The sequence below is a fragment of the Klebsiella ornithinolytica NBRC 105727 = ATCC 31898 genome (genome assembly GCF_001598295.1).
In the GTDB taxonomy this organism is placed as follows: Bacteria; Pseudomonadota; Gammaproteobacteria; order Enterobacterales; family Enterobacteriaceae; genus Klebsiella; species Klebsiella ornithinolytica.
This window is the reverse complement of sequence record NZ_BCYR01000016.1, coordinates 22,157-35,451: the sequence shown is the minus strand read 5'-3', so window position 1 is coordinate 35,451 and position 13,295 is coordinate 22,157. Positions and strand designations below refer to the sequence as shown.

Sequence of the window (13,295 nt, the reverse complement as noted above, 5' to 3'; positions counted from 1 at the left end):
CTCAGAATAGATCGCTACGCGACTTCAGTAACTCTTCAACATCCTTATCCACTTTGATATGAATCTCATGCTCAATTTTGACATTCATATTGATGGTGATCGGCTCTTTTGACGCCGCGATTTCAATTCGTGGCGTACAGCCCGCCAGCAGCATCGTCATCAGCACCGGCGTTAGCAATTTCATCATTGTTGTTCCTTACACTTTTTACTGTCCGTACAGCTGCGCACGGGGAGCACCGCATTTTGCTCAAACCATGCCTGTAAATTGTCGCCAAAACGTAAACTGCGCCACAGGTCAAAAATATTCTCTTGATGAGAATAGTTTAAATGCACCGTATTACTCTGCTCCCCGACGCGGCTGGTTCCGCTGATGGTCGCCTTCAGCGTCAGCATGCCCAGATTATCGAGATCGATGCGCGTCCATGAACGGGAGATCTCCATATAGCGCAGCCAGTTAATCGCCGCACCGGCGGAAATATTGTCATTGACCATCGCATCCGCCATATCCTTATCAAGACGTAAGGTCATCGGCCCCGGGTTACCCAGCCAGCCGTCTTTAATGATCCATTTGTCATTGTTCAGCCACAGCGGCAGCGCGCCGTTAAATGCGCCGGACATGGCAAATTGCTTGATATTTATCGCGCTTACCAGTTCGCTGCTGGAAATTTGCTGCAGACGCAGTAGCGCCGGGTCGTGCTGCGGCATACGCAGCTGCTGCATGGTCACCTTACCCCCGAGAACATCCACGCTGACGTTGCTCAACTGCAGCGGTTCGCGCTCGCTCCACGGCCAGGAGCCCTGCAGATCCGCCGAGAGGTTTTTCGCCGTCACCTGGTTGACGACTTCGCCAATACGCAGCGACACCGGTCGGCGGGTTCCCAGTTGCCAGGTCCCCTGACTAAAGCGAAAAGGCAGAACAAAATCTACGCCATTAATCTGATTGTCAGGCATCCAGGCGCTGCCGCCTTTTAAGACGCCGTGGCCGCCGGCTTCAAATCCCTGATCTGCCGCCGCGGAGAAGGCTACCTGCGCATACAGCATTCCTTCACGCAGATTCATTTTCCAGTCTGGCGGCACCAGCGGCTGAAACACGGTTAACGACTGTTTTGGCCACCAGGCCTGGCCCCGCAGACGTTCGCCATCCCAACGCCCGGTGACCCGCACGGGACCTATCTTATTGGCGTGGAGCGCCCCGCTAAACTGAAACCAGGTGGGATCCCGTCCGTCGATCTTGAACTTTAACGTGGAGGGGGGAAGTTCGCTGCCGCTGCTAAAGCTGGTTTTACCCGCGTCCAGCGATAGCGCGCCGGTCAGTTTGGGGTGCTGTTCGCCGCGCAGCCAGTGCACCGGTTCATCCAGGGTTAACCGCGGCGTACTGACCAGCATCGTGCCGTACTGCAGCTTATCGAAGCCCGTCGACAGGCTGTTCAGCACAATCGAATTGTCTATCCACGCCCCCGCCCCTTTGACGTCCCACTTGGCCTGCATCGGCGTGAAGCGGCCCTCGCCCCAGTAACGCCACTGCCAGCGGCCGCTGTCGGGCATAAAGTTGTCGGCCTGACCGTCAAGGTGCAGCGAAAAGTCGCCCATCTGCTGTTCGTGCGCGCGCAGAATAGCCTGCAGACGGCCGTCCACGCCCTGCTGAGTCACCTTCACCCCGGCCAGCGGCAGACGAACTTCGTCAATGTTGAGCGAATCAATGACCCGCCCGCGGGAACGCAGCAGCGCGCCGGGATGGAACGCCAGCGACGGCGCGGTCAGCGGGCCAGTCAGGTTCGCCGGCAGCACGGCATAGACAATCAGGTCGCCGAGCTTGGCCTCGCCGGTTAACCGCAACGGCATGTCGCTGTTGTCCATGCTCAGTTTGCCAGGGCCAATCGTCAGTACCGCGTTCCCCTTCCCGGCTTCCCCGTGGGTGAGAACGTTGAGACGACCGCTGACCCGCATCTGCTCGGTGCCCTGTTGCCAGTTGCCAACCGACAAGGCCACGCGGCCGCTCAGCGGATACCCGGCATACTCGGTGCTCCAGCGACCATCGCTGATGGCAATACGTTCCGGGGTGATTTCCCAGGGTAAATCGAGCATCGGCTGCACATCGCCGCGCGGCGTAACCAGCAGCTGCCCACGGTTTTTCTGCCACTCCAGCTCCGCATCAACCAGTCCTGCCGTCTGCGGGAATTCGAGCGTGGCGAGCAGATGACCGTCTACCGGCAAACCATCCGGCACCAGCGGCATATGAAACTCGCCGACCAGCTTCACCGGCGCCTGTCCTTCAACCAGCTGCGCGGAAAAGTCGCTCACCGTCAGCGCCTGCCCGCGCAGGCGCGCCTGTAGCGTCATCTCTTTACCGCTGTAGCCGATATCCTGCTGCTGCGGCGTCAATGACATGACCAGCCGACCCTGCCACTTTTCCCACGGCGAGAGACGCAGGTTTTCAATCGTCAACCAGCTATAGGGAAGCATGGACTGCCATTCCGCCAGGGTACGCGGGGCGCCGGATGCCGGTTCACTTTCCGGCAGTTTGCTCAGGCAGGCGCTATTGATATCAAGTTCGTCAACCTGCAGCCGCCAGCGGCTGGGATGTGAGAGTCGGGCATTGGTTATGCGGGCCAGTTCGCAATCGCCGACCAGATAGCGTAAATCGGGAATACGCAGCGCAGAACGCGTCAGGCGCGGACTGTCGTGCAGCGAAATGCGGGTTCCCTCTGGCAGCCAGATCCCGGCCAGCGTAGGTACCCAATGGGTAAGCGTCGACAACAAGGCCAGCGGTAGCAGAATAAGTGCTAACAATAGCGCGATGGCGGCTTTATATTTACCCTTCATGGGCAGTTAATATCCTGATTAAACAAAAGTAAAAGCCGAAAGTAGCGCGTATTGTGGCACGTTCGACCAGTGAGTTAAAGTTTCTATCCCGCTTAAGAGCCTATCTCATCCGGGCTATTTTGCTTGTCATTTTGCCCCGGGCAGAGCTCACAACGCGCGATTCTTGCACGCCCTTCAGCGCGGCCCGCAGGGTAAGCGAAGCGATGCAAATCGCCAGCAACTTCCTGTACGCTCCGTTTTCTCCGCGCTGTCCGCGTGCAAACGGCCTGCGCCGATAGCCCAGTCGGGATAGATTCTAAGAATAGTTGCTGCGACATCATCGTTATGGTGAATTGTTGCCATCCGCTTATTTAACCGCCATTTAGCCAGCCCCTGTCACACTCGCGGGAATCGATCTAACAAGTGGGCGGATCCCGTGGAGTTTTTTGTTTCGCTTATTGAGTATGCCCAGCGCCACTATTCATTCCTGCTGCTGCTGGTCTTCCTGCTGACGTTCAGCAAATCCTGTGCCCTGATTTCCCTGCTGGTGCCGGGCACATCCGGGCTGCTGCTGCTCGGCCCGCTCGCCTCCGGCAGCCTGAATCACTTCTTATTTATGTGGCTCAGCGCCAGCCTGGGGGCAATCGGTGGATTCTGGATCTCCTGGTGGCTGGGACGGTACTATCAGCATCGTCTGCTACGACTTCGCTGGCTGCGCGGCGATCGGCTGGCCCGTAGCCTGACCTTTCTCCATCGCCACGGCGAATGGGCGGTGTTTTTCGGGCGTTTTCTCTCGCCGCTTCGCGCCACCCTCCCCCTGGCCAGCGGCGTCAGCGGCACGCCGTTCTGGCGTTTTCAACTGGCCAATGTCAGCTCGGGACTTCTCTGGCCGCTGCTTCTGCTGGCTCCCGGTGCCTTCAGCTTCAGTTTTTGGTAAAATACATTGTGTTTTAAAGAGATACCTCAACTCAGTGATATGCTCTAGAATTATTATATACCCGCCATGCCAAACTAATTTTTAATATTTGTACGATTATTTTAAATATGCTACCGTGACGGTATAATCACTGGAGAAAAGTCTTATGAAAATCGCTGTGTATAGTACGAAGCAGTACGATAAAAAGTACCTTCAGCATGTTAATGATACATATGGCTTTGAACTCGAATTTTTCGACTTCCTGTTAACCGAAAAAACCGCGAAAACGGCCAACGGTTGTGAAGCCGTGTGCATTTTTGTCAACGATGACGGAAGCCGTCCGGTACTGGAAGAGCTGAAAGCGCATGGCGTGAAGTACATCGCCCTGCGCTGCGCCGGGTTTAACAACGTCGATCTGGATGCGGCAAAAGAGCTGGGTCTGCGCGTTGTCCGCGTTCCCGCCTATTCGCCGGAGGCCGTGGCTGAACATGCCATCGGCATGATGATGTCGTTGAACCGCCGTATCCACCGCGCCTACCAGCGTACCCGCGATGCTAACTTCTCGCTGGAAGGCTTAACCGGCTTTACCATGCACGGTAAAACCGCCGGGGTGATCGGGACGGGCAAAATCGGCGTCGCCACGCTGCGTATTCTGAAAGGGTTTGGCATGCGCCTGCTGGCGTTCGATCCCTATCCAAGCGCCGCGGCGCTGGATCTTGGCGTCGAGTATGTTGATTTGCCGACGCTGTATGCGCAGTCCGACGTGATCTCCCTGCACTGTCCGCTGACGGAAGAGAACTACCATCTGCTGAATCATGCGGCGTTTGAGCAAATGAAAGACGGCGTGATGGTGATCAATACCAGCCGCGGGGCGCTGATTGATTCTCAGGCGGCGATCGATGCGCTGAAACACCAGAAAATCGGGGCGCTGGGCATGGACGTGTATGAGAATGAACGCGATCTGTTCTTCGAAGATAAGTCCAATGACGTGATTCAGGATGACGTCTTCCGTCGCCTTTCTGCCTGTCATAACGTGTTGTTCACCGGGCACCAGGCTTTCCTGACCGCCGAGGCGCTGATCAGCATTTCACAAACGACCCTCGATAACCTGCGCCAGGTCGATGCTGGCGAAACCTGCCCGAACGCGCTGGTCTGATCGTCCTTTCCCTTTTGTGCCCTCCTTCCACGGGGGGCACTTTCAGATAACCCCCACAGAAATTGCCTGCAGTAAAGTTAAACTGTGCGTATTTAATAGATGTGATAAATGTTTTTGGAGGAAAAATGAACAAGTTTGCTGCACTGCTGGCGGCAGGAATGCTGTTATCTGGCTGTGTCTACAACAGCAAAGTTTCCACCGGCGCGGAGCAACTTCAGCACCATCGTTTCGTCCTGACCAGCGTGAATGGCCAGGCGCTGGCGGCGGGAGCCAAACCGCTGGAGCTGAGTTTTGGCGAAGATATGTATGTTTCAGGAAACATGTGCAACCGCTTTAGCGGTAAAGGCAAAATCAGCGGCGGCGAGCTGAAGGTCAAAACGCTGGCGATGACCCGTATGCTGTGCACCGATTCTCAGCTGAATACGCTGGATAATACGCTGAGCAAAATGCTGCGCGATGGCGCACAGGTTGACCTGACGGAAAATCAGCTGACGCTGGCCACTGCCGATCAGACTCTGGTCTATAAACTCGCCGACCTGGTCAACTAGTAGTTACCGCAGCTTCCACCCGCTAACGCCTGTTCGCTGCAGCGCTTGCCGTTGGGTAACGCGCACATGCCGATCGCCGAACCATCAAGCTGTCGTGCCACGGACAATGAGCCGCCAATCATCGCGCAGTTCGCCTGCCCTGAGCTGCTCATCGCGGCACGCATTCCCGGCGACACGTGTGCCGCGGTTGCCTGCTGAACAGGTTCGCTACTACAGGCCGACAATAATAACGCGGCACACCCTACTAAAAACGCTGCTCGCATCGTCTCTCCCCTCAGAAACTTCCCAAAATAAACAAACCCAAGAATAATAGGCAGCGCAGCGCCTGACGTCGAGAGGCGAAATACGTATTTATGCGCCCCATTAACATTTCTTAGCAAATTTTCCGCCGATCGTTGATCTTGTCAGGGAAAATGACAGGAATGCTGTGGATCATCTATACCCGCGATGCACGCCGCTGGCCGCGGTCTTCCCGGCGGGCTGTGGCTATCGCCGTCAAAACGGCTGTACTTGTGATGAAAAAAGAGCGTTTGCTCACACGCCAGTCACTCTCGCGACCAGGATGCCGCCGCCCATAACGATAAAACCCCGCCAGATGGCAGGGTTGTCATGACGCCCTTCTCCCGCCCCTTCTCTACGGAGCTCGGATCGTGCCAGGAAGGTTATCCCGCTCAGCTATTTATCCACCAGCCGGCGACATCATAGCGTTAATGCTATTATCAAATTGCAAGCCAACGACCAGGTCACCTTTTTTCATTAAAGTTCGGCATTTTTAGATATACCCTAAAATATAATCTCAACCAGCCAATGGTCCTTAAAATTAAAATCCCCAGGCAGACCGCCTCCTGATTTTTATACAGGAGGCAAAATCTAATAAAAATATCAATCAGATCTCAGGGGGGAATTTTTACTGCACAACGTTAAGCCCGCTTTTTTCCACTCTTTTTTACGGCAACCGCTGTCTTTATGCTCTGACCAAAGTGGATCAAACCGATCTTTTTGCAGGTCCTGTGATTCAGGCGTCCGTGACCATCGCTTTGTACAAAGGGTTTTTCGGGTAGATTTTTGCATAAAAACTCTCCAGGTTGACTTTTGCTAACCATTCCGTAGTTAATCCAGCAATGTTGAGCTGATATTAACACCCGCAAAAGAGAGTTTATTTCAACCTTTGTTTATCTTTGTAAAGGCAGAATGTAAAAATCACAAATAGCGGAGTTCTCACATTCGCAGTCCGCTAACATCCGCCTACAATATGTCCCATCATTGCCAATGTTAATCGTGAATGGCTATTCCACAACGTCAGGATTAGAAAATCGGGTATCGCGAATTCGCAGATAAATAATGCCCCCTGATTCAGACCCACAGGCAGATTGATACGTCAACGGCGATATCTTCGACAGCACGGCTCTCACCACGGGGAAACCTGCCCGTTACGCCGCCTGTCAACATAAATGCATAATAATCATAAAGATAGATACAAAGCCGTCGGTATCTTTTGCCCTTCCGGGGAAGAATTCGTGGATCAATTTGTGCACTCGAAAGCCTCACAACTTCAAGGGTATAGATAATGCCCTTATACTAGCCACTATAATTACAAGACCTGTAGCCGTTTGTCAGGTCTCTTCTTTTGCGCAATGTTAGGGTGTCTTCTTATGATTACTATCGACGGTAATGGCGCGGCCGCTTCAGTCGCGTTTCGCACAAGTGAGGTTATCGCCATCTACCCGATTACGCCCAGTTCAACGATGGCGGAACAGGCGGATGCCTGGGCGGGTAACGGGCTTAAAAACGTGTGGGGAGACGTACCTCGCGTCGTCGAAATGCAGTCGGAAGCCGGGGCCATCGGTGCCGTACACGGCGCGCTGCAAACCGGGGCGCTCTCGACCTCCTTTACCTCATCGCAGGGTTTACTGCTGATGATCCCCACGCTGTACAAACTGGCCGGTCAGCTGATGCCGTTTGTCCTGCACGTTGCCGCTCGTACCGTCGCCACCCACGCACTCTCGATCTTCGGCGACCATTCCGACGTCATGGCCGTACGCCAGACCGGCTGCGCCATGCTGTGCGCCAGCAGCGTCCAGGAAGCCCAGGACTTTGCGCTGATTTCCCATATCGCCACGCTTAAGAGCCGGGTGCCGTTTATCCATTTCTTCGACGGCTTCCGCACTTCGCATGAAATCAATAAAATCGCCCCGCTTGCGGATGACACCATTCGCAACCTGCTGCCTCAGGACGAGATTGACGCGCACCGTCTGCGCGCGCTGAATCCGGAACATCCGGTGATCCGCGGCACTTCGGCGAACCCGGATACTTATTTCCAGTCCCGCGAAGCCACGAACCCCTGGTACGACGCGGTCTATGACCACGTTGAAACGGCGATGAACGATTTCGCCGCCGCGACCGGGCGTCAGTACAAACCGTTCGAGTTTTATGGCCATCCGCAGGCAGAACGGGTGATTGTGATTATGGGCTCGGCGATCGGCACCTGTGAAGAGGTCGTTGACGAACTGCTGAGCCGTGGCGAAAAAGTCGGTGTCCTGAAAGTTCGCCTCTATCGCCCCTTCTCAGCCGCCCATCTGCTGGAGGCACTGCCGGAAAGCACCCGCGCTATCGCCGTTCTGGATCGCACCAAAGAACCGGGCGCCCATGCCGAGCCGCTGTACCTGGATATCATGACCGCGCTGGCGGAAGCCTTTAACCGCGGCGAACGTGAAACTCTTCCCCGCACCGTCGGCGGCCGCTACGGCCTTTCATCGAAAGAGTTCGGCCCGGAGTGCGTGCTGGCTATCTTCAATGAATTGCGCGAAGCCCGGCCCAAACCGCGATTCACCGTCGGCATTTATGATGATGTGACCAATCTCTCCCTGCCGCTCGGGGAGAACACCCTGCCGTCAGAAGCCAAACTGGAGGCGCTGTTCTACGGCCTCGGCAGCGATGGCAGCGTATCGGCCACTAAAAACAATATCAAAATTATCGGTAACTCCACGCCGTGGTTCTCGCAGGGCTATTTTGTCTATGACTCGAAAAAAGCCGGCGGGTTGACCGTTTCGCATTTACGCGTCAGTGAGAAACCGATTCGCTCCTCCTATTTGATCTCGCAGGCCGATTTCGTTGGCTGCCATCAGCTACAGTTTATCGACAAATATCAAATGGTTGAGCGGTTAAAACCCGGCGGGATTTTCTTGCTCAATACACCTTATGGTGTGGATGACGTCTGGTCGCGCCTGCCGCAGGAAGTGCAGGCAACGCTGAATCAGAAAAAAGCGCGCTTTTATATCGTCAACGCTGCGAAAATTGCCCGAGAATGCAGCCTTGGCGCGCGTATCAATACCGTCATGCAGATGGCATTCTTCCACTTAACGCAAATTCTGCCGGGCGACAGCGCGCTGGCCGAACTGCAGGGCGCCATTGCGAAAAGCTACAGCAGCAAAGGCCAGGATCTGGTTGAGCGCAACTGGCAGGCGCTGGCGCTGGCGCGCGAATCGTTGGCCGAAGTGCCGTTGCGCCCGGTCGATGCCTCCAGCCCGAACCGTCCGCCGGTGGTCTCCGATGCCGCGCCGGATTTTGTGAAAACCGTCACCGCCGCGATGCTGGCCGGGCTCGGCGATGCGCTACCGGTCTCCGCGCTGCCGCCGGATGGCACCTGGCCAATGGGCACCACGCGCTGGGAAAAACGCAATATCGCCGAAGAGATCCCCATCTGGAAGGAGGAGCTGTGCACTCAGTGTAACCACTGCGTCGCCGCCTGCCCGCATTCAGCGATTCGCGCCAAAGTGGTCCCTCCGCAGGCCATGGAGGCGGCCCCGGCCAGTCTGCACTCCCTGGATGTCAAATCGCGCGATATGCGCGGGCAGAAATATGTCCTGCAGGTGGCGCCGGAAGATTGCACCGGCTGTAACCTGTGCGTGGAAGTGTGTCCGGCAAAAGACCGGCAGAATCCTGAAATCAAGGCCATCAACATGATGTCGCGCCTTGAGCATGTGGAAGAAGAGAAAGTGAACTACGACTTCTTCCTCAACCTGCCGGAAATCGACCGCAGCACTCTGGAGCGGATTGATATCCGCACCTCGCAACTGATCAGCCCGCTGTTTGAATATTCCGGGGCCTGTTCCGGCTGCGGCGAAACGCCGTATATCAAACTGCTGACCCAGCTGTACGGGGATCGGATGCTGATCGCTAACGCCACCGGCTGCTCGTCGATTTACGGCGGTAATCTGCCATCCACACCGTATACCACCGACGCCAACGGCCGTGGCCCGGCGTGGGCAAACTCGCTGTTCGAAGACAACGCCGAATTTGGCCTCGGCTTCCGCTTAACCGTCGACCAGCACCGTCAGCGCGTCATGCGCCTGCTGGCAACGTTTGCCGATAAACTGCCGCCAGCGTTGTATGAGGCGCTGCAGGCCGACGCCACCCCGGAGGTGCGCCGCGAACAGGTGGCCGAGCTACGCCAGGTTCTGGCTAATGAAGCCGGTGCGAAGGAGCTCTTAACCGATGCCGATGCGCTGGTTGAGAAATCCATCTGGCTTATCGGCGGCGATGGCTGGGCCTATGACATTGGCTTCGGCGGTCTCGACCACGTCCTGAGCCTGACCGAAAACGTCAACATTCTGGTTCTCGATACCCAGTGTTATTCCAATACCGGCGGCCAGGCATCGAAGGCGACTCCGCTCGGCGCGGTCACCAAATTTGGTGAGCATGGCAAGCGCAAGGCGCGTAAGGACCTCGGCGTCAGCATGATGATGTACGGACATGTTTACGTCGCGCAAATTTCGCTGGGGGCGCAGCTGAATCAGACGGTGAAAGCGATTCAGGAAGCGGAGGCCTACCCTGGCCCGTCGCTGATTATCGCCTACAGCCCCTGCGAAGAGCACGGTTACGATCTGGCGCTCAGCCACGATCAGATGCGTCAGCTGACCGCCACCGGCTTCTGGCCGCTGTACCGCTTCGACCCTCGTCGTGCGGATGAAGGCAAACTGCCGCTGGCGCTGGACTCTCGCCCACCGTCAGATGCGCTGGCCGAAACGCTGCTTAACGAGCAACGTTTCCGTCGCCTCAACTCCCAGCAACCCGAAGTGGCGGAGCAGCTGTGGAAGGATGCGGCGGCGGATTTGCAAAAACGCTATGACTTCCTGGCCCAGATGGCCGGCAAAGCGGAGAAACCGGCAACCGAGAGTTAACCCGCTCTGTTTTTAAGCCTCAGCATAAAAAAAGCCCGAATATTCATTCGGGCTTGTCATTTTTATCGTCAAAATAATATCGTGCGTGAATATGTGACGAACATAATAAAGAAACTGGCGACAATAGAAGGCAATAACGCACGGATAATAAGCGAATAATCCCGTTCTGTATAATTTTTATTTTGTATATATTCAGTTTATACATTCACCAAACCATTATCATAACAGGTGTATTTTTTAGCCTACAGGTTCTATTACCGCTCAGATCATTTTTCACCCTTACACCTCTTTGTTATTTATAACACCCTCAGCACCACTCTAAATTTAAAATAAAAACACTTCAGAAACATCCAATTGAAGTCATCATTATGTATAACGCTTATCAAATACGTTATTCATCGCCTGCAGATTTATAAAGGAATCAACATAATATTGGCCTGATATTTAAAACACATTATATCCGGCATGAGCAATGTCCATAAAAAGTCTCGTTCCATATGCGGGTATTGCGACGATGTACGACTTCAAGCGAAATACTTTGCCGGTGTTTATTCTATAGCCAGTCTATAGGGCACAGATGACAACGCCTTATCGCATAACGCTCCTCTGGCGCCTGCATCGTCGCACCGGTGCCACTGTATCCGCGGTGATGCAAAGTCCCGCCCACAGCAACGCTGTTTTATCGCGTCGTGCCGGGAACATCAATCAAATCAAAACAATATCCCTGGTGTATTAAAACCGTTACCCGATAAATGATATATTGCCGGTAAAGCCTGCCGTAAAGGACGCCAGCCATGGATCATCAACCCGTAAAATCATCCCGAATCGCCTCCATCGCCTATGACGAAGCCTCTGGCATCCTCGAAATCCGGTTTCACGACGCCACCACGCTCCGCTATGAGAAGGTGCCCGAACGCATCTATCGCCTTTTTTTGCAGGTGGTCTCCAAGGGACGTTTTTATGATGGCGTCATCAAAGGGAAATTTACCGAACATCGGGGTAGCTCACGCTAAAATGTGACCCGTCATGGTACATCATGCCGCCAAATGGCGTACACTTTAAGCGGTTACTTAAACAGGAGGTTTTATGGCCAGAATAATTCTTGTACCTATTGATATATCTGAAAAAGAATTAACTCAACGCGTTGTCTGTCACGTTGAGGCGGAAGCGCGTATTGACGATGCCGAAGTACACTTTCTGACCGTGATTCCATCCCTTCCCTACTACGCCTCGCTGGGGATGGCCTATACCACCGAACTACCGCCGATGGATGAGTTTAAAGCGGAATCGGAAACGCGTCTGAAAGAGTTCGTCGCTCAGTTCGCCATTCCTGAAGACCGGGTGCATTTCCATGTTAAGGAAGGTTCGCCGAAGGATAACATTCTGGAGCTGGCGAAAACGCTGCCGGCCGATCTGGTGATTATCGCCTCTCACCGCCCGGACATAACGACCTATCTGCTCGGCTCAAACGCCGCGGCCGTCGTTCGTCATGCCGACTGTTCCGTACTGGTTGTGCGTTAACCCCTTCAGCCCGCCCTCACGGCGGGCTTTTTATCTCAACATCTGTCAGGTTAAACTACCGGAAATGTGCTGACATCCCCACCGCGAATCCGTACCATACACGCCACAGACTTAGACTGACGTCATTAATTGCGACCACCCGCCGTGCCGTGGGCAGAGTGCGTGTGCCACACCATGAATTGAGCTATTATTAAATGCTGCAAAATCAAGAAATTAGCAAAAAAGAAAAGTACAACCTCGATAAATTGCAAAAGCGCCTGCGCCGTAACGTCGGCGAAGCCATTGCCGATTTCAACATGATCGAAGACGGCGACCGGATTATGGTTTGCCTGTCCGGCGGTAAAGATAGCTACACCATGCTGGAAATCCTGCGCAGCCTGCAGAAAAGCGCGCCGATTTCATTCTCGCTGGTCGCGGTCAACCTCGATCAGAAGCAGCCGGGTTTTCCCGCCCACATTCTGCCGGAATATCTCGAGCAGCTTGGCGTCGAGTACAAAATTGTCGAAGAAAACACCTACGGGATCGTCAAAGAGAAGATTCCTGAAGGCAAAACCACCTGCTCGCTCTGTTCGCGTCTGCGTCGCGGTATCCTGTACCGTACCGCCAGTGAACTGGGCGCGACTAAGATTGCCCTCGGCCATCACCGCGACGATATTTTACAGACGCTGTTCCTGAACATGTTCTACGGCGGCAAAATGAAAGGCATGCCGCCGAAGCTGATGAGCGATGACGGTAAACACATCGTGATTCGCCCGCTGGCATACTGCCGTGAAAAAGATATTGAGCGTTTTTCGCAGGCGAAAGGTTTCCCGATCATTCCGTGCAACCTGTGCGGTTCGCAGCCTAACCTGCAGCGCCAGGTGATCGCCGATATGCTGCGCGACTGGGATAAGCGCTATCCTGGCCGTATAGAAACCATGTTCAGCGCCATGCAGAACGTGGTGCCGTCGCATCTGAGCGACATTAACCTGTTTGACTTTAAAGGGATTAACCACAACTCAGAAGTGGTTGATGGCGGCGATCTGGCGTTTGACCGGGAAGAGATTCCGCTGCAGCCTGCCGGCTGGCAGCCGGAAGACGATGCCGCGCAGCTGGATGAACTGCGCCTGAACGTGGTCGAAGTGAAGTAACCCACCGGCGTCTCAGAGTCACCTCTGAGACGCCTTGTCATC

General features: G+C 54.8%; 10 protein-coding genes. 7 read left to right on the top strand and 3 right to left on the bottom strand.

Annotated features, from left to right (window positions below; translation table 11 throughout):
- Position 1: 1 nt before the first annotated feature.
- Positions 2-187 (bottom strand): YnbE family lipoprotein, encoded by a 186-nt coding sequence (locus tag ROR01S_RS22625; RefSeq protein ID WP_004861256.1) that lies wholly within the window; start codon positions 185-187, stop codon positions 2-4.
- Positions 184-2,823 (bottom strand): YdbH family protein, encoded by a 2,640-nt coding sequence (locus tag ROR01S_RS22620; protein WP_032724707.1) that lies wholly within the window; start codon positions 2,821-2,823, stop codon positions 184-186. The genes ROR01S_RS22625 and ROR01S_RS22620 overlap by 4 nt, the downstream gene beginning before the upstream one ends.
- Positions 2,824-3,238: 415 nt before the next feature.
- On the opposite strand from ROR01S_RS22620, the gene ROR01S_RS22615 reads away from it, so the two are divergent.
- From ROR01S_RS22615 to hslJ, 3 genes are all read left to right on the top strand, one after another.
- Positions 3,239-3,739 carry a DedA family protein gene (locus tag ROR01S_RS22615; protein ID WP_015584476.1) on the top strand — a complete coding sequence of 167 codons (501 nt, stop codon included), beginning with the start codon at positions 3,239-3,241 and terminating at the stop codon, positions 3,737-3,739.
- Positions 3,740-3,884: 145 nt separating this feature from the next.
- Positions 3,885-4,874 (top strand): 2-hydroxyacid dehydrogenase, encoded by a 990-nt coding sequence (locus ROR01S_RS22610; protein WP_004861243.1) that lies wholly within the window; start codon positions 3,885-3,887, stop codon positions 4,872-4,874.
- Between the two features lie 125 nt (positions 4,875-4,999).
- Positions 5,000-5,422 carry a heat shock protein HslJ gene (gene hslJ / locus ROR01S_RS22605; protein ID WP_004861241.1) on the top strand — a complete coding sequence of 141 codons (423 nt, stop codon included), beginning with the start codon at positions 5,000-5,002 and terminating at the stop codon, positions 5,420-5,422.
- Here hslJ and ROR01S_RS22600 read toward each other — a convergent pair.
- Positions 5,419-5,685: a putative hemolysin gene (locus ROR01S_RS22600; RefSeq protein ID WP_004861238.1), complete on the bottom strand. Its 267-nt coding sequence runs from the start codon at positions 5,683-5,685 to the stop codon at positions 5,419-5,421. The two genes, hslJ and ROR01S_RS22600, sit on opposite strands and share 4 nt — an antisense overlap.
- Before the next feature lie 1,389 nt (positions 5,686-7,074).
- Between ROR01S_RS22600 and nifJ the strand changes: the two genes are divergently transcribed.
- From nifJ to ttcA, 4 genes are all read left to right on the top strand, one after another.
- Entirely contained in the window at positions 7,075-10,602 is a 3,528-nt protein-coding gene (gene nifJ / locus ROR01S_RS22595; RefSeq protein ID WP_064359899.1) for a pyruvate:ferredoxin (flavodoxin) oxidoreductase, read from the top strand.
- A gap of 794 nt (positions 10,603-11,396) precedes the next feature.
- On the top strand, positions 11,397-11,615 hold the full coding sequence (locus ROR01S_RS22590; protein WP_004861230.1) for a KTSC domain-containing protein: 219 nt from the start codon (positions 11,397-11,399) through the stop codon (positions 11,613-11,615).
- Positions 11,616-11,688: 73 nt separating this feature from the next.
- Positions 11,689-12,123, top strand: coding sequence for a universal stress protein UspF (gene uspF / locus ROR01S_RS22585; RefSeq protein ID WP_004861228.1), 435 nt, complete (start codon positions 11,689-11,691; stop codon positions 12,121-12,123).
- Positions 12,124-12,317: 194 nt separating this feature from the next.
- Positions 12,318-13,253, top strand: a complete 936-nt coding sequence (gene ttcA, locus ROR01S_RS22580) for a tRNA 2-thiocytidine(32) synthetase TtcA (RefSeq protein ID WP_004861225.1) — start codon at positions 12,318-12,320, stop codon at positions 13,251-13,253.
- Positions 13,254-13,295: the final 42 nt, after the last annotated feature.

Coding starts and splice junctions, on each gene's coding strand:
- ROR01S_RS22625 (WP_004861256.1), bottom strand. CDS start 187: ATGATGAAATTGCTAACGCCGGTGCTGATGACGATGCTGCTGGCGGGC.
- ROR01S_RS22620 (WP_032724707.1), bottom strand. CDS start 2,823: ATGAAGGGTAAATATAAAGCCGCCATCGCGCTATTGTTAGCACTTATT.
- ROR01S_RS22610 (WP_004861243.1), top strand. CDS start 3,885: ATGAAAATCGCTGTGTATAGTACGAAGCAGTACGATAAAAAGTACCTT.
- hslJ (WP_004861241.1), top strand. CDS start 5,000: ATGAACAAGTTTGCTGCACTGCTGGCGGCAGGAATGCTGTTATCTGGC.
- ROR01S_RS22600 (WP_004861238.1), bottom strand. CDS start 5,685: ATGCGAGCAGCGTTTTTAGTAGGGTGTGCCGCGTTATTATTGTCGGCC.
- nifJ (WP_064359899.1), top strand. CDS start 7,075: ATGATTACTATCGACGGTAATGGCGCGGCCGCTTCAGTCGCGTTTCGC.
- ROR01S_RS22590 (WP_004861230.1), top strand. CDS start 11,397: ATGGATCATCAACCCGTAAAATCATCCCGAATCGCCTCCATCGCCTAT.
- uspF (WP_004861228.1), top strand. CDS start 11,689: ATGGCCAGAATAATTCTTGTACCTATTGATATATCTGAAAAAGAATTA.
- ttcA (WP_004861225.1), top strand. CDS start 12,318: ATGCTGCAAAATCAAGAAATTAGCAAAAAAGAAAAGTACAACCTCGAT.